Genomic DNA, 14,133 nt, shown 5'->3' with positions numbered 1-14,133 from the left:
GAAGTCATGAAAGGGTGGAACGGTTATGCCAAACGATAGAGTAAAGCGACTTCGCCAGCTGATGGAAAAACATCGCTTTGAAGCGATTCTAATTGGAAGCGAATATAACCGACGCTACATAAGCGGATTCACCGGTTCGTCGGGCATGGTGCTGATTACGGGGAGCGCGAGTTACCTGCTTACGGATTTCCGTTACCGTACGCAAGCCCCGCTTCAAGCTGCCGGTTTTCAGATCGTCGAGCACGGATCTAATCCGCTTGTTGACGTGCTGGAAATTCTGACGCAGGAAAAGGTATCTAAGCTAGCTTTTGAGCAGGATCATGTTGTGTACAGCGAATTTTTGTCTTGGACCAAAACGCTAACCGGCATTACGCTGGAGCCTGCTTCAGGTCTGGTTGAGCAGCTTCGCCAGATTAAGGACGATGCTGAGCTGCAAGTGATGCAGGAGGCAGCCGATCTCGCAGACAACACCTTCCAGCATATTTTGAAGCTCATTCACCCGGGCGTCCGTGAAACGGATATTGCGCTCGAGATGGAAGTGTACATGCGAAGCCACGGAGCTACGTCATCTTCCTTTGATACCATCGTGGCATCAGGTGAACGTTCTGCATTGCCGCATGGTGTAGCCAGCGATCGCATTATTGGTAACAATGAGTTTGTGAAGCTTGATTTTGGCGCCTATTATAACGGCTACTGCTCCGATCTGACTCGGACAGTGGTGGTAGGAACGCCGACAGCTAAGCATCTGGAGATTTACAATATCGTTCTCGAAGCGCAATTGCACGCTTTAGAGCATATTAAACCGGGTATGACAGGCCGGGAAGCGGATGCGCTTACTCGCGATGTCATCACCAAATACGGTTATGGCGATTTATTCGGTCATGGGACAGGACATGGACTCGGCATGGAAATTCACGAAGCGCCGAGATTGTCCAAACTAAGCGAAACGATTTTAACCCCCGGCATGACGGTTACGGTTGAACCCGGCATTTACGTACCAGGCTTCGGCGGCGTGCGCATTGAGGATGACATCGTTATTACGGAAACCGGTATTAAAATATTAACCTCATCCCCGAAGGACTTGATCACTCTGGGCTAAGGACTATTCATTCAGGAGGGAATCAGCAATGATTTCAGTAAACGATTTTAAAACAGGCTTGACCGTGCAAGTAGACACAGATATTTTCACCGTTCTCGATTTTCAGCACGTAAAGCCAGGTAAAGGCGCGGCATTCGTTCGCTCCAAGCTGAAAAATCTCCGCAACGGCAACGTTGTTGAGAAAACCTTCCGTGCGGGCGAGAGCATCGGACGCGCAATTATCGAAAACCGTGAAGTACAATACCTGTACAACTCCGGCTCGGAGTACACGTTTATGGATAATGAAACTTTCGACCAATTCAACTTGGACAAAAAGCAGCTTGAATGGGAGCTTAACTTCCTGAAAGAAAACATGAACGTAAACATCTCGAGCTACCAAGGAGAGATTCTTGGTATCCAAATGCAAAACAGCGTTGAACTGAAAGTTATTGAAACAGAGCCGGGCGTAAAAGGAAATACGGCGCAGGGCGCTACGAAAACAGCTAAGGTTGAAACTGGCCTTAATGTTCAAGTTCCATTGTTCATTAACGAAGGCGACGTTTTGCTAATCGATACACGCGAGGGCAAATACATCTCGCGGGCTTAGTAAGCAGCGTCTACAAACCGTCCGGATCCTATCGGGCGGTTTTTTTTTGTAGGTGGATATACCCATAGCAGCGGTCGTTGTGGTATAATATTGTCTTGTATGTATATGTCAGGGTTGGGAGTGAATCAGCTTTGTCGTTGATAGTGATGAAGTTTGGCGGCAGCTCCGTAGGAACGCCGGAGCGGATGCAGCGCGTAGCGAAACGTATAATTGACAGGCAGCAAGAGGGCAACGATATCGTTGTCGTTGTTTCTGCCATGGGAGATACGACAGACGATTTAATCGATCAGTCGAAGCAGCTTAATCCAAATCCGCCGGCGCGGGAAATGGATATGCTTTTAACCGTTGGGGAGCAGATCTCGATCGCTTTGCTGTCGATGACCGTTCACCAATTAGGAGCTAAGGCCGTTTCTTTTACGGGCTGGCAGGCAGGCATTCGCACGGAAGCGGTGCATGGTAAAGCAAAGATGACCAATATTCATCCGGAGCGTGTGTTTAAAGCGCTGGAGCAAGGCAGCGTAGCGATCATTGCCGGTTTCCAAGGAATGACGGAGGACGGAGAAATCACGACACTTGGCCGCGGCGGCTCCGATACGACCGCGGTTGCGATGGCGGCAGCGATGAATGCAGATGTCTGCGAGATTTATACGGATGTTGACGGCATTTACTCCACCGATCCCCGCGTCGTGAAAAATGCACGCAAATTAGATGAAATCTCGTATGATGAAATGCTTGAACTGGCTAACTTGGGTGCTGCTGTACTGCATCCGCGGGCGGTAGAGTACGCAAAGCATAACAATGTTAAACTGGTTGTGCGTTCGAGCTTTACCCAAAACGAAGGTACTAGTGTGAAGGAGGAAGCGGTCATGGAGCAAGGCGTGGTCGTTCGCGGCATCGCGTTTGACAAAAATGTAGCAAGAATAAGCATATTGGGTGTTGAGGATGTTCCGGGCGTACTTGCAAATGTGTTTGGCGCATTGGCTGCGAACGGCATCGATGTCGACATTATCGTACAAAGCGGCGTGCAAGACGGCAAAGCAGACTTCTCCTTCACCGTATCCGGCGACGACAAGGATAAAGCGATCTCGGTAATCGAAGGCATTCGCGGCAAGGTTCCTTTCCGCGAAACCACATCGGAATCGGATCTCGTCAAAGTATCGATCGTGGGAGCAGGCATGGTAAGCAATCCAGGGGTAGCGGCCAAAATGTTCGCATCGATCTCATCCCTTGGGGTAAGCATCAAGATGGTTAGCACTTCCGAAATCAAATGCTCGTGCGTCATTTCAGCGGAACCTTTGAGCGATGTTGTGCGTGCGCTTCATACCGCATATGGTCTTGATACGGCTGAGCAGGCATTTGTGGGCGGCCCGCAAGACCGTCGTTAATAAACAAGGTTTACTATAAAAAAAGGCATGTTCCGGAATATCGGAGCATGCCTTTTTTTATTCTGCGTCTTAAACATTCCGCGTTAACTGGTCGCCGTTCAAGCGCGGAACATCGTGATAAATATCGATTGCGGAGCAAGCCTCGATATCTTTTTTCATGCCGAGCTTCATAAGCTTTTTCCCCGTCATGCCATTCATGATCGTTTCCTTCACGTTTTGCGCGCGGTTGCGGTACAACGCAAGCATCGCTGTCCCAAAATCATCCATCTCAATGGCTGCCTGGCTTAAGGTATGAAGCTTATCCAGCACTAGCCCGGCGCATAAGCCGTCCTCAATAGCAAATTCGTCATGGCTTCCCGCGCATAAGATGACGATATCCCTGCGGAGCTCGATTGCTGCCCGCGCACAAGCTTCCGCATTCAGAAGAGACGCGGTCAGCACATGGTCGGCTCTCATCGATTTGTGAATGGCTCTCGTGCCATTCGTTGTCGTTAGCACGATTCTTTTTCCGGCGACTATCCGTTCGGTATATTCTTCCGGCGAATTTCCTAAATCAAAACCTGCGATTTTTCGGCAGAAGCGTTCGCCGCCAAGCAGGTCGCCAGGCCGCTGGAGCGCCCTGGCCTCCATGACCGTTTCGGCGGGAATGACACAGGAGGCTCCCGCAGCTAATGCGGCAATAATGGTGCTTGTCGCCCGCAATACATCGATAATAATAGCCGTCTTGTGATGGAACCTCGCGGAGCTAGCCTCATTTACACTGGATATAACCTGCACTTGCATGATTTGTATTCCGCCCTTCTTAAGCTCAATACCTTATGATATGCGCTTGCCACTGGGCAGGTGTCCGGCATGAAAGCCAGACAAGCATGCATATGAATAAGTAACATTCGGATTTTTGAAAGGAGGTTCGCAATCATGCTTAATAAAATCGTGATGACGATGGCTTCGCTGCGGCTCACTTCCGGAACGATTGAAATTTGCGCCGCGTTATTAATGCTCAGACTGAACCAAATCGACAAAGCGCTTGTCGTAAACTCCTCGCTTGCTTTAGTAGGCCCGCTTATCCTCATTGCTACGACAACGGTCGGTCTCGTCGGGATGTCTGACAAGCTGTCGCCGTCGAAGTTTTTGTGGGTTGGCGCGGGAGTGATCTGTTTAATGATCGGTATTTTAAAAAAATAATAGATTGCAACTCTAGCAATTCTCATATTAAGCAGACATATTTTCGGGATGCACGCATACAAATAGGAACTACGAAGGACAAACACCCGGGAGTGATAATCAATGCTGGCACGCGTTGCGCATTTATTGCCTTTGGAGCTGAAGACGCTGCTGGAGCGCCTTCCTGAACAAATGCAAGAACAGCTGGAGGAGATTCGGATTCGAGAGGGACGTCCGCTTGAATTAGGATTTCGCGGACAGTCTCGATTTATGATGATTGACGGCTCGCTGCGTCAGACTGCCGATGGAGCATACAAGCCCTCGGCGGATACATGCCGAAAACTGCTTGAACGCATTACCAACTATTCCTTATACGCGATGGAGGAGGAGCTGCGAAGAGGCTTTATCACCGTATCGGGAGGCCATCGCATCGGCCTTGCAGGCAGAACGATATTGGATGGCGGCGCGGTACGCGGAATTCGTGATATCGGCGCATTCAATATCCGGGTAGCTAGAGAAGTGATCGGGGCAAGCGCCCATCTGCTGCCAAAGCTTATCGACCGTACAAGGAAGTCGCTGCACTCTACGTTAATTTTGGCGCCTCCGCAGCAAGGAAAGACAACGCTGATAAGGGACATTGCCAGATCGGTCAGCTATGGTTTGTGGCCCGCCTTGGAAGCCAGCGGCTGGCAAGGTAGAAAAGTCGGCATCGTGGACGAACGGTCGGAAATCGCGGCTTGCGTTCGCGGGGTACCTACCTTTGACGTTGGTCCAAGAACTGATGTGATGGATGCTTGTCCCAAAGCCGAAGGCATGATGATGCTCGTGCGATCCATGTCGCCCGAGGTGCTGATCATTGACGAAATCGGAAGACCGGAGGACGGCGAAGCGATCCGGGAAGCCAGCCATGCAGGCATCAGCATAGTCGCCACCGCGCATGCCTATGACCTGCAGGATGCAAGAGGCAGGCCGGTGCTGCTTAAGCTGCTGGAAGAGGGAGCTTTTACCTATGTGGTTGAGCTTAAGCGGACAGAGCAGGGCATCATGCACCGAGTAGTACCGGCAGAAGCGATTGCGGCGCGATTAACCGCACGCGAGCATTCAAACTTAAATCGTTCTGCGCCGGATGCTGTACATGCCCTTACAGGCAGATACCGAGCTGATGACCCGTGATAAAGCTGCTTGGCGCGGTTCTCCTCTTGTTTGCAGGGACGATGATCGGCTTTCAGCAGGCTGCGAAATTCGCTGAACGGCCAAGGCAGCTGCGGCAGCTCGCGCATGCCCTGCAGCGTTTGGAGACGGAAATCGGATACGGACATACGCCGCTGCCGGAAGCGCTGGAGAGAACGGCATCGGCAACACCCGAGCCGCTTGCTTCAATCTTCCGCAAAGCCGCAAGCGGTGTATGGGAAACGGAAAGCTTCACCTTCCGCGACAGCTGGGAGCAGGCGATTAAACAGCAATGGGATATGACTTCGATGAAAAAAAACGAGCAGGCTGTTCTTATTCGCCTCGGATCCACTCTCGGAATCAGCGACAAGGATGATCAAATGAAGCATATTCATCTTGCGTTATTGCAGTTGAAGGCTGAGGAGGACGCAGCGAGAGACGATCAGGGGCGTTACGAGAAGATGTGGAAAAGTCTCGGGATATTGATTGCTGTGCTGGTCGTCATTTTGATGGTGTAGTGGGGTGCCGCATAGATGAACATGGATGTGAGCGCCATTTTCCAAATTGCCGGGATCGGAATCATTATCGCAATGGTACATTCCGTACTGAAGCAAATGGGGAAGGAAGATATGGCGCAATGGGTTACCGTTATTGGTTTTATCGTCGTTTTGTTTATGGTTGTCCGCCTCCTCAATGAATTGTTCCAGGAAATTAAATCGATATTTTTGTTTCAGTAGACGTCTTCTTAAGGACGTTCATGCAAGCAGGTGAGCGAAGTGGAAATGATTCAAATCGTCGGACTGGGTCTGATGGCTACGGTACTCATACTTGTCCTTCGGGAGCAAAAGCCAATGTTTGCTTTTTTGCTCGCGGCATTTACGGGAGTATTCATATTCCTGTATTTGATCGGTAAAATCGAAATTGTCATTTCCGTGCTTGAGGATCTGGCTAATCGATCAGGCATTCCTTCCATTTACTTGAAGACGGTCTTAAAAATCATCGGAATTGCGTATATTGCGGAGTTTGGCGCGCAGATCGTAAGAGACGCCGGCCAAGAAAGCATCGCATCCAAAATTGAATTTGCCGGCAAGGTATTTATTCTCGTCATGGCCGTTCCTATTATTAGCGTTATCGTTGAAACGGTTATCGGGCTGCTGCCGGATGGGAGTTGAAGCCAATGATAAAGCTCGCTCCCGCCCGAGAGAGAGCCAAGCTCCTGCTTTTTATTCTGATTGCGACATTTTTATTTTCTTTTGTTCCGCATATTGGTTACGCGATGGATTCAGAGGCCGCGGCCATTCCCGCCGGCAACCAAGCGGATGCCGATAAGCTGACGCAGGAAATGGCAAACGAGCAGCTGGGAGGTCTTGATACAGATGCCGTAGAGTCTTATTGGAATAAGCTTTCCAGCGAGTACGGCGGTTATTTTCCGGATCAACGCGTTCCGAGTTTCATGGAAATGATTTTGCCGGGCGGCGACGGACTTAAATTAACGGACATGCTGCAAGGCATAGTGAAATATTTCTGGCATGAGGTGCTTTATAACGGGAAGCTGCTTGTAACGATCGTCATGCTCACGGTTTTCAGCATGGTCTTGGAAACTCTGCAAAACGCATTTGAACGGAATGCGGTAAGCAAGGTTGCCTACTCGATTACGTACATGGTGCTCATCATCATTGCGGTGAACAGTTTCCATGTCGCAATGGGCTATGCGAAGGGAGCAATCGAAAGCATGATCCAATTCATGCTGTCGATGGTTCCGCTGCTGCTTACGCTCCTTGCCTCGATGGGAAACGTCGTAACGGTTTCCGTGCTGCATCCGCTCATTATTTTTATGATCCATGCCGTCGGTACTCTCATCTATACGCTGGTGTTTCCGCTTCTCTTTTTCTCGGCCGTGCTCCATATCACAAGTGCGCTCTCCGAGAAGTTTAAGGTCACGCAGCTGGCTAACCTGCTAAGGAACATCAGCGTAGGCATCATGGGAGTATTGTTGACCGTGTTTCTCGGCGTCATATCGGTACAAGGCGTTACGGGCGCGGTTACTGACGGGGTCACGCTGCGAACGGCGAAATTCGTCACCGGAAACTTCGTGCCCGTCGTGGGCAGAATGTTTTCCGATGCGGCGGATACCGTCATCTCGGCATCCATGCTCGCCAAAAACGCCATAGGCCTGGCCGGCGTAATTATTCTTCTATTCATCAGCGCGTTCCCTGCAATCAAAATATTGACGCTAGCGCTTATCTACAATATAGCCGCCGCTGTCATGCAGCCGCTTGGAGATTCACCGATCGTTACCTGCTTGGAGACGATCGGGAAGACGATGATCTATGTATTCGCGGCACTGGCTGCCGTCAGTCTTATGTTTTTTCTTGCGGTTACGATCATTTTGACTGCAGGCAATGCGTCGTTGATGGTGAGGTAAGGAAGGGGACGAGGTAAGTGATTGCTTGGTTGAGCGACTGGCTGAGAGATATCATCGCAGTTATTTTGCTGGCGGTGTTCGTTGAACTGCTGCTTCCTAATCGGGCGATGCAGCGTTACGCGCGTCTCGTTATCGGCTTGTTCATCCTCCTAACCATACTCTCGCCCATCTTAAAGCTAATCCAAAGCGACATCGGAGGAAAGCTGGATGAAGGCATGGAAAATTGGAGCAAAACGGCAATGGCTGGCGAGAACCAGATGGCAGGGCTGAATCAAATCAAGCGGGACGCCGAAGCGATGAGCGAGAAACGCAGCTTTGAAGCCGCTAAATTGACGGAACGGACGCTTGAGGCTTCCATCCGCAGCGAGCTGGTCGAGCGTACGGACGAAGTGATAACTGAAGTGGATGCGACGCTCAAGTGGGTTAACGTTTCCGGCAATCAAACGCCTTATATTAGTCAAGTAACCGTCACGCTCAAACCGGAAGAGCAGAATAAAAGCATGCTAAAGGAAGGTGATGCGGTGGAAGAGGTTCAGCCTGTCACAGTCGATGTGGAAATTGAGCCGATAGAAGCGGGCGGATCGCTTTCAAGCGGCCAAGCTTCAGAGGCTGCAAGCAGCCAACCTATGGAATCGGAGCAGGCAGACGGAAAGTGGTCACGGGCGGATCCTGCGGCGGCAGCCGCAATCAGCAGTTTGATTACGAAAGGCTGGGGGCTCGCCGAGGATCAAATCATCGTCAGGCAGCCAGCAGAGCAGCGGTTGCCTAATCGTTAGGATAGGAACGGAAAGGAGGTAAGGCGCGGTGGCCAAATGGCTGGAGGGCATAGAATCAGCGATTGGCGGCGGTCCAGGCGGTCCGAAGCGGGTACGGACGCTGCGAATATTGCTAATCGTTGGGGGGATTGGCGCAGCGCTCATGATTTTGAATTCATTTTTGCCTTATAAGGGAGTTGAGCCCTCTGTGCAGGATCCAAATCCGCCGCCTCAATCCGAGACGGTTTGGAGCAACTCGGATTCATCATCAGGATCTTTGTTTACCGCAATCGAGCACTCCATGGAGACAAGGCTAAAGGATATACTTGAGAAAATCGTAGGTGTTGGAACTGTAGATGTGCTCGTTACCGTCGATTCCACGGAAGAAATAGAAATCGTGCAAAATACGCAGGAATCGCAGCAGGTGACGGACGAGAATGACCCAAACGGCGGCAAACGGCATATCACCTCCATCACAAAAGAAGGACAGGTCGTTTTGTATGAAGTGTCCGGTGACCAAAAGCCCATTGTGACCAAAACGATTAACCCGCGTATACGCGGTATTCTCATAGTCGCTAAAGGCGCTGAAAACGCCACGGTCAGACGCCTCATCACGAATGCGGTGGAGAAGGGCATCAGCGTGCCGGTTAATCGGATTTCTGTTGTGCCAAGCAAGCAATAAACCAAATTGAAATGTTGGGGAGGGTGTTCACATGAACACGAAAAGACAAACGGTATGGCTTGTATCAATGCTCAGCTTGATGGTGGTTTTATCGGCTTATTACTTATTCACGCAGGATGTAGAGTCACCGGATGTACTGACTGACGGCTCGCAAACGGAGCAGGCAGCCAACGATGCGACGGAGGCAGCGGCAAGCGGTAACGGTTTGGTCGTTAATGAAGTGGAGCAGCCGGCAGGCGGAGAGATTTTAAGCGATGCGGACAAAGCGGCATTGGACCAAATTGAAGAGCAAGGTTTGGCGGCAGGCGGAGTGTTCAGCGAGCTTCTTGCAAAGCGTGAGATTAAGAACACGGAAGACGACAACCGAATCATGGCCGCAATTAACGATACGCAGAAAAAACCGGAAGAAGCATCCGCAGCGATCGCCGAGCTTGAACTGCTTGAAGAAAAAAATTCTAAACTGACGGGCATTGAATCGGAGCTGTTGAAGCTTTATGAAAATGTCGTAATCGATGAGCAAAGCGATAAATACAATGTCGTCGTATCGAGCGAAAAGCTTGAGAAGAAACAAGCCGCAGATATTATCAAACTGGTCATGACCACGATGGAGGTTGGCGCGGATCAAGTGTCCGTTCGCTATATTCCATAAAGAGAATTCCGCTTCGATGAACCGGAAAGGCCTTGGAACTTCAGCATGGGAGCTGATGTCGCCAAGGTCTTTTTTTGTGCGGTTATGCTGCAGCAAACAAAAAATGATTCGTGTTCAGGCTTGTTTATGATATAATGTTAAACGTTATGTGAAAGAATTGGTTATATTGGCATGCTAACCTTACAGGGTTGCATGCTGTAGAAGCATTCAGCTATCGCAAATTTAAGGAGTGAAAATATTCATGTTCAAATTGAGCGAGATCAAAGAGTTGATCAAATTGGTTGATCAAACTTCCGTTCATGAGCTGGAAATTGAAAACGAAGGGACTCGCCTGCTCATCCGCAAGCCAGGGAAAACGGAAGTGGTGAATGTGCAAGCGGCTCCAATTACGCATACATACGCGCCTGCACCTTTACAAACTCAGCAAGCGGCTCCAGCAGCACAGCCTCAAGCCGTGCAAGAAGCTGCGCCTGTCCGTCCTTCAACGGATCATTTGCATCAAATCGTATCCCCTATGGTAGGCACGTTCTACAGCTCGCCGACGCCAGAAGCGGCTGCCTTCGTTAAAGTCGGCGACCGTGTCAGCGACAAAAGCGTCGTCTGCATCTTGGAAGCAATGAAATTGATGAATGAGCTGGAAGCAGAGGTTCGCGGCGAAATCGTTGAAATTCTGGTTTCCAATGGCCAGCTCGTCGAGTACGGCCAGCCACTGTTCCTTGTAAAGCCTGAATAAAGATGTGAGTGAACGTCCGAACAGGGAAACTGACGTTTGAAAGGGGTTCCTACGTGAAATTTCACAAAATATTAATTGCAAACCGCGGCGAGATTGCGGTTCGTATTATTCGCGCTTGCCGCGAGCTAGGTATTAGCACAGTTGCTGTTTATTCGGAAGCGGATCGCGATTCGCTTCATGTCCGTTTGGCCGATGAAGCCTACTGTATCGGGCCTACGGCATCGAAAGACAGCTATTTAAACTTAACGAATATTATGAGCGTTGCTACCATAACCGAATGCGATGCGATCCATCCCGGCTATGGTTTCCTCGCCGAGAATGCCGATTTTGCCGAGATTTGCGAATCATGCAATATCACGTTTATCGGACCTTCTCCGGATGCTATCAATAAAATGGGGGATAAAGCGGTCGCCAAGCTAACGATGAGAACGGCGGATGTGCCGATCATTCCAGGTTCCGACGGCCTTATTGAGAACATGGAGGAAGCGATCCGCGTTGCCCGTGAAATCGGATATCCTGTCATTATTAAAGCAACGGCAGGCGGCGGCGGAAAAGGCATACGGATTGCTGAAGACGAGACGACGCTTGTTGCACAAATATCGACTGCACAGCAGGAGGCGCAGAAAGCCTTCGGTAACGCAGGCGTATACCTGGAGAAATATTTAACGGGCATGAAGCATGTCGAAATCCAGATTATGGCTGACAAGCACGGCAATGCCGTTCATTTGTTCGAGCGTGACTGCTCCGTTCAGCGCAGACGTCAAAAGCTCGTTGAAGAAGCGCCTTGTTCTGTATTGTCGCCGGAAATGCGTGATCGAATGGGACAGGCAGCCGTACGCGCTGCATTAGCGGTTAACTATTCCGGCGCGGGAACCTTGGAGTTCTTGCTTGGACCGGATGGAAACTTCTATTTTATGGAAATGAATACTCGTATCCAGGTTGAGCATCCCGTAACAGAGATGATCACTAACGTGGATTTGATAAAAGAAATGATCTCCGTTGCGGAAGGAAATCCGCTTTCGTTTGCGCAAAGCGATCTGAAAATCAATGGCTGGTCGATTGAATGCCGGGTCAACGCAGAGGATTCCGAAAGGAATTTCATGCCTTCCGCGGGCTTAATTCCGTTTTACTTGCCACCAGGCGGTGCGGGTGTCCGCGTTGATAGCGCCGTTTACCCAGGGTATACGATCTCGCCGCATTACGATTCGATGATCGCGAAGCTGATTGTTTGGGGCGCAACTCGTGAAGAGGCCATCGCCAGAATGAAAAGGGCTTTATCCGAATTTGCCATCGAAGGCATCCGGACGACGATTCCTTTCCATTTAAAGCTCTTGAACCATCCGAAATTCGTGAGCGGAAACTTCGACATTAAGTTCTTGGAAGAGCATGATATCAACGCTCCCGAATAAGGTTACGACAAAAATGTGAACAAGTAGTATAGTTTGTCATATTTCTTGCCGAATGTTATAGTATATTAACAAGATGCGGTTTATTGCTTGGCTTTTCGCCGGGTACGCGCAACTTTAAGGAGGTGTACAGCCATCATGAGTACGGTCGCTGCGGAGTATGAGAAAACGGACATTGGCACGATTCAAATTGCACCTGAAGTCATTGAAGTTATCGCTGGATTAGCTACGATTGAAGTGGATGGCGTCGCGGGAATGAGCGGCGGATTTGCTGGAGGTATCGTTGAGCTTCTCGGTCGTAAAAATTTGTCCAAAGGCGTAAAAGTTGAAGTGGGCCAGCGTGAAGCTGCGGTTGATGTATCCATTATCGTTGAGTACGGTAATCGTATTCCGGAAATTGCTTCGGAAATTCAACGGAATGTGAAACGTTCAATCGAGATGATGACGGGACTCCACGTTATTGAAGTGAACGTACATATTCACGATGTACATTTCAAGACGCCTGATAAACCGGAAGAAGATGAATTTCTACACAGAGTTAAATAAATAAAGATGGTTTAATAAATCCCGTACAACCCCCTCGTGAATGGGCATGCCGCTCGGCGCAAGGGGGTTTTCATTCGGCTTGGCAGGAGGAGGCGCTACGCTTGATTAAGGTCGTGGACAAGCTGTTTTTGTTTTTGTATAGCATTGTAATTGGCTGTATTTCAGTTGTTCTGGTCTGCATTGGTTTCGGTTGGTTGCCAAGCGGTCTGTTGAATGATTGGATAGCGGATCTCTACCGTCTCGATTCACTGAAAATCACATTGATCGTAACGGGTGTCATCCTCTTTATACTCAGCCTTAGATTTTTTATCGTATCGTTGCATCGCGGTTCGGCTTCAGCTCCTTCCATTGACCAAAGAACCGATTTCGGCGACATCCGAATCTCGATTGAAACCATCGAAAATTTGGCATTGAAGGCAGCATCCCGTCAACGCGGCGTTAAGGATTTGCGCGCACGCATCCGAGCAACGGATGCCGGGCTTGATATTGTGATTCGTGCGGTAGTCGATGGCGAAAGCTCCATCCCGGTGCTGACGGAAGAGATTCAACGCGCTGTGAAAGAGCATGTGGAGGATATTGCAGGTATACCTGTAACAAATGTAGCGGTATATGTTGCAAACATCATTCAAACAGGCACATTTAAGAGTCGCGTGGAATAGAGGTGAGTTTGCTGATGTGGAGAGATTTCTGGGCCATCTATGGAAAACGCGCAGCTGGTGCCGCGATAGGGCTGTTTTTCGGGCTGCTTTATTTGTTTGTCGGTTTTTGGGACATGCTTTTTGTAGGGCTTCTTGTCTCCATAGGTTATTGGATCGGCGTTCAAAAGGAAACAAGCAACGGACCTATCTTTCCATGGCAGCGGCTTTGGTATTCGTTGTTAGAAAGATTTCGGCCGTTTAGATGATCCTGTGGTCTCCTCCGTACTCCGGATTTCGGAAAGCCGCTTATTTCGGGGCAGGGAGGAGATCATAGGTTTTTTTTGAAATAATGAGTTTACAAGTACAAAATCATTTGATCGGCATTAAGCTGCCGCGGAGGTAACATGAAACGAAGATTAGCACGAGAAATAGCAATTTCAAGCTTGTATCAAATGGAAATGAATGAGGTTTCGGCATCAGATGCAGTCGACATGCTGATGGAGGAGCTTCGTCATGAAAATGAAATTGGCGCTGACCCTTCTGAGGCAAGCAGCACGGATGAATTCTCACGTGAGCTCGTAACAGGCGTTATGGAGCATAGGCAAGCCATTGACGGCATGCTGCAGCAGTATTTGACGGGCTGGCAGATCGATCGTTTATCGCGTGTTGACCGTCAAGTGCTGAGACTGGCATGCTATGAGATGGTATTCCGGGACGATGTACCGCCGAAAGCTACAATCAACGAAGCGATTGAGCTTGCTAAGCATTTTGGCACGGAGGAATCGGGCAAGTTTGTAAACGGAGTATTGGGTAAGCTTCTTCTTGAAATTGAAGAATTGAAATCTTAATCGAAAACGTAAATTTAACACATTCATCGTTGCTAAAGGAGACTGGA

19 protein-coding genes are annotated in these 14,133 nt (G+C 49.6%); 18 read left to right on the top strand and 1 reads right to left on the bottom strand.

The genetic code is table 11. The annotated features are described in order from the left end of the window. The first annotated feature begins 25 nt into the window (after window positions 1–25). From MRBLPE1_RS21230 to MRBLPE1_RS21220, 3 genes are all read left to right on the top strand, one after another. On the top strand, window positions 26–1,099 hold the full coding sequence (locus tag MRBLPE1_RS21230) for a M24 family metallopeptidase (RefSeq protein ID WP_364149153.1): 1,074 nt from the start codon (window positions 26–28) through the stop codon (window positions 1,097–1,099). A gap of 28 nt (window positions 1,100–1,127) precedes the next feature. Continuing rightward, window positions 1,128–1,685 carry an elongation factor P gene (gene efp / locus MRBLPE1_RS21225; protein ID WP_053376760.1) on the top strand — a complete coding sequence of 186 codons (558 nt, stop codon included), beginning with the start codon at window positions 1,128–1,130 and terminating at the stop codon, window positions 1,683–1,685. Window positions 1,686–1,816: 131 nt separating this feature from the next. Then, complete coding sequence (locus MRBLPE1_RS21220; RefSeq protein WP_364149151.1) at window positions 1,817–3,070, top strand: aspartate kinase; 1,254 nt, start codon at window positions 1,817–1,819, stop codon at window positions 3,068–3,070. Window positions 3,071–3,139: 69 nt separating this feature from the next. Here the strand turns inward: MRBLPE1_RS21220 and MRBLPE1_RS21215 are convergent, their stop codons facing one another. Further along, on the bottom strand, window positions 3,140–3,853 hold the full coding sequence (locus MRBLPE1_RS21215; protein ID WP_364149149.1) for a 2-phosphosulfolactate phosphatase: 714 nt from the start codon (window positions 3,851–3,853) through the stop codon (window positions 3,140–3,142). Window positions 3,854–3,988: 135 nt separating this feature from the next. Between MRBLPE1_RS21215 and MRBLPE1_RS21210 the strand changes: the two genes are divergently transcribed. The 15 genes from MRBLPE1_RS21210 to nusB all read left to right on the top strand — a co-directional run bounded on the left by MRBLPE1_RS21210 (window position 3,989) and on the right by nusB (window position 14,086). Then, window positions 3,989–4,255, top strand: coding sequence for a YqhV family protein (locus tag MRBLPE1_RS21210; protein ID WP_364149147.1), 267 nt, complete (start codon window positions 3,989–3,991; stop codon window positions 4,253–4,255). A 102-nt stretch (window positions 4,256–4,357) separates the two neighbouring features. Beyond that, the gene (gene spoIIIAA / locus MRBLPE1_RS21205) at window positions 4,358–5,407 is read left to right on the top strand and encodes a stage III sporulation protein AA (protein ID WP_364149145.1); all 1,050 of its coding nucleotides are present in this window, start codon (window positions 4,358–4,360) and stop codon (window positions 5,405–5,407) included. Further along, a complete protein-coding gene (gene spoIIIAB / locus MRBLPE1_RS21200; RefSeq protein ID WP_364149143.1) occupies window positions 5,404–5,922 on the top strand; it encodes a stage III sporulation protein SpoIIIAB in 519 nt (172 codons plus the stop codon). The genes spoIIIAA and spoIIIAB overlap by 4 nt, the downstream gene beginning before the upstream one ends. A gap of 15 nt (window positions 5,923–5,937) precedes the next feature. After that, entirely contained in the window at window positions 5,938–6,141 is a 204-nt protein-coding gene (spoIIIAC, locus tag MRBLPE1_RS21195; protein ID WP_364149141.1) for a stage III sporulation protein AC, read from the top strand. Window positions 6,142–6,180: 39 nt separating this feature from the next. Then, window positions 6,181–6,576 (top strand): stage III sporulation protein AD, encoded by a 396-nt coding sequence (gene spoIIIAD / locus MRBLPE1_RS21190; RefSeq protein WP_364149140.1) that lies wholly within the window; start codon window positions 6,181–6,183, stop codon window positions 6,574–6,576. A gap of 5 nt (window positions 6,577–6,581) precedes the next feature. Further along, on the top strand, window positions 6,582–7,829 hold the full coding sequence (gene spoIIIAE / locus MRBLPE1_RS21185) for a stage III sporulation protein AE (RefSeq protein ID WP_364149139.1): 1,248 nt from the start codon (window positions 6,582–6,584) through the stop codon (window positions 7,827–7,829). Between the two features lie 17 nt (window positions 7,830–7,846). Next, complete coding sequence (gene spoIIIAF / locus MRBLPE1_RS21180; protein WP_364149137.1) at window positions 7,847–8,605, top strand: stage III sporulation protein AF; 759 nt, start codon at window positions 7,847–7,849, stop codon at window positions 8,603–8,605. Window positions 8,606–8,633: 28 nt separating this feature from the next. Further along, entirely contained in the window at window positions 8,634–9,266 is a 633-nt protein-coding gene (gene spoIIIAG, locus MRBLPE1_RS21175; protein WP_364149135.1) for a stage III sporulation protein AG, read from the top strand. Between the two features lie 31 nt (window positions 9,267–9,297). Further along, entirely contained in the window at window positions 9,298–9,915 is a 618-nt protein-coding gene (locus MRBLPE1_RS21170) for a SpoIIIAH-like family protein (RefSeq protein WP_364149133.1), read from the top strand. A 241-nt stretch (window positions 9,916–10,156) separates the two neighbouring features. Further along, window positions 10,157–10,648: an acetyl-CoA carboxylase biotin carboxyl carrier protein gene (accB, locus tag MRBLPE1_RS21165; protein WP_364149131.1), complete on the top strand. Its 492-nt coding sequence runs from the start codon at window positions 10,157–10,159 to the stop codon at window positions 10,646–10,648. 53 nt (window positions 10,649–10,701) lie between these two features. Continuing rightward, window positions 10,702–12,057, top strand: coding sequence for an acetyl-CoA carboxylase biotin carboxylase subunit (accC, locus tag MRBLPE1_RS21160; RefSeq protein ID WP_364149129.1), 1,356 nt, complete (start codon window positions 10,702–10,704; stop codon window positions 12,055–12,057). Window positions 12,058–12,192: 135 nt separating this feature from the next. After that, window positions 12,193–12,600, top strand: coding sequence for an Asp23/Gls24 family envelope stress response protein (locus MRBLPE1_RS21155; RefSeq protein ID WP_364149127.1), 408 nt, complete (start codon window positions 12,193–12,195; stop codon window positions 12,598–12,600). 101 nt (window positions 12,601–12,701) lie between these two features. Then, the gene (gene amaP / locus MRBLPE1_RS21150; RefSeq protein ID WP_364149125.1) at window positions 12,702–13,259 is read left to right on the top strand and encodes an alkaline shock response membrane anchor protein AmaP; all 558 of its coding nucleotides are present in this window, start codon (window positions 12,702–12,704) and stop codon (window positions 13,257–13,259) included. 14 nt (window positions 13,260–13,273) lie between these two features. Continuing rightward, on the top strand, window positions 13,274–13,504 hold the full coding sequence (locus tag MRBLPE1_RS21145; RefSeq protein ID WP_364149124.1) for a DUF2273 domain-containing protein: 231 nt from the start codon (window positions 13,274–13,276) through the stop codon (window positions 13,502–13,504). 138 nt (window positions 13,505–13,642) lie between these two features. Beyond that, window positions 13,643–14,086: a transcription antitermination factor NusB gene (gene nusB, locus MRBLPE1_RS21140; protein WP_364149122.1), complete on the top strand. Its 444-nt coding sequence runs from the start codon at window positions 13,643–13,645 to the stop codon at window positions 14,084–14,086. Window positions 14,087–14,133: the final 47 nt, after the last annotated feature.

This window comes from Paenibacillus sp. LPE1-1-1.1, from assembly GCF_040676435.1.
GTDB lineage: Bacteria > Bacillota > Bacilli > Paenibacillales > Paenibacillaceae > Pristimantibacillus.
The sequence above is the reverse complement of the archived record's forward strand: the minus strand, read 5'-3'. Positions and strand labels throughout refer to the sequence as shown.

Excerpts from the sequence above, each read along its gene's own strand:
- MRBLPE1_RS21230 (WP_364149153.1), top strand. The coding sequence starts at position 26 with ATGCCAAACGATAGAGTAAAGCGACTTCGCCAGCTGATGGAAAAACAT.
- efp (WP_053376760.1), top strand. The coding sequence starts at position 1,128 with ATGATTTCAGTAAACGATTTTAAAACAGGCTTGACCGTGCAAGTAGAC.
- MRBLPE1_RS21215 (WP_364149149.1), bottom strand. The coding sequence starts at position 3,853 with ATGCAAGTGCAGGTTATATCCAGTGTAAATGAGGCTAGCTCCGCGAGG.
- MRBLPE1_RS21210 (WP_364149147.1), top strand. The coding sequence starts at position 3,989 with ATGCTTAATAAAATCGTGATGACGATGGCTTCGCTGCGGCTCACTTCC.
- spoIIIAA (WP_364149145.1), top strand. The coding sequence starts at position 4,358 with ATGCTGGCACGCGTTGCGCATTTATTGCCTTTGGAGCTGAAGACGCTG.
- spoIIIAC (WP_364149141.1), top strand. The coding sequence starts at position 5,938 with ATGAACATGGATGTGAGCGCCATTTTCCAAATTGCCGGGATCGGAATC.
- spoIIIAE (WP_364149139.1), top strand. The coding sequence starts at position 6,582 with ATGATAAAGCTCGCTCCCGCCCGAGAGAGAGCCAAGCTCCTGCTTTTT.
- MRBLPE1_RS21170 (WP_364149133.1), top strand. The coding sequence starts at position 9,298 with ATGAACACGAAAAGACAAACGGTATGGCTTGTATCAATGCTCAGCTTG.
- accB (WP_364149131.1), top strand. The coding sequence starts at position 10,157 with ATGTTCAAATTGAGCGAGATCAAAGAGTTGATCAAATTGGTTGATCAA.
- MRBLPE1_RS21155 (WP_364149127.1), top strand. The coding sequence starts at position 12,193 with ATGAGTACGGTCGCTGCGGAGTATGAGAAAACGGACATTGGCACGATT.
- MRBLPE1_RS21145 (WP_364149124.1), top strand. The coding sequence starts at position 13,274 with ATGTGGAGAGATTTCTGGGCCATCTATGGAAAACGCGCAGCTGGTGCC.
- nusB (WP_364149122.1), top strand. The coding sequence starts at position 13,643 with ATGAAACGAAGATTAGCACGAGAAATAGCAATTTCAAGCTTGTATCAA.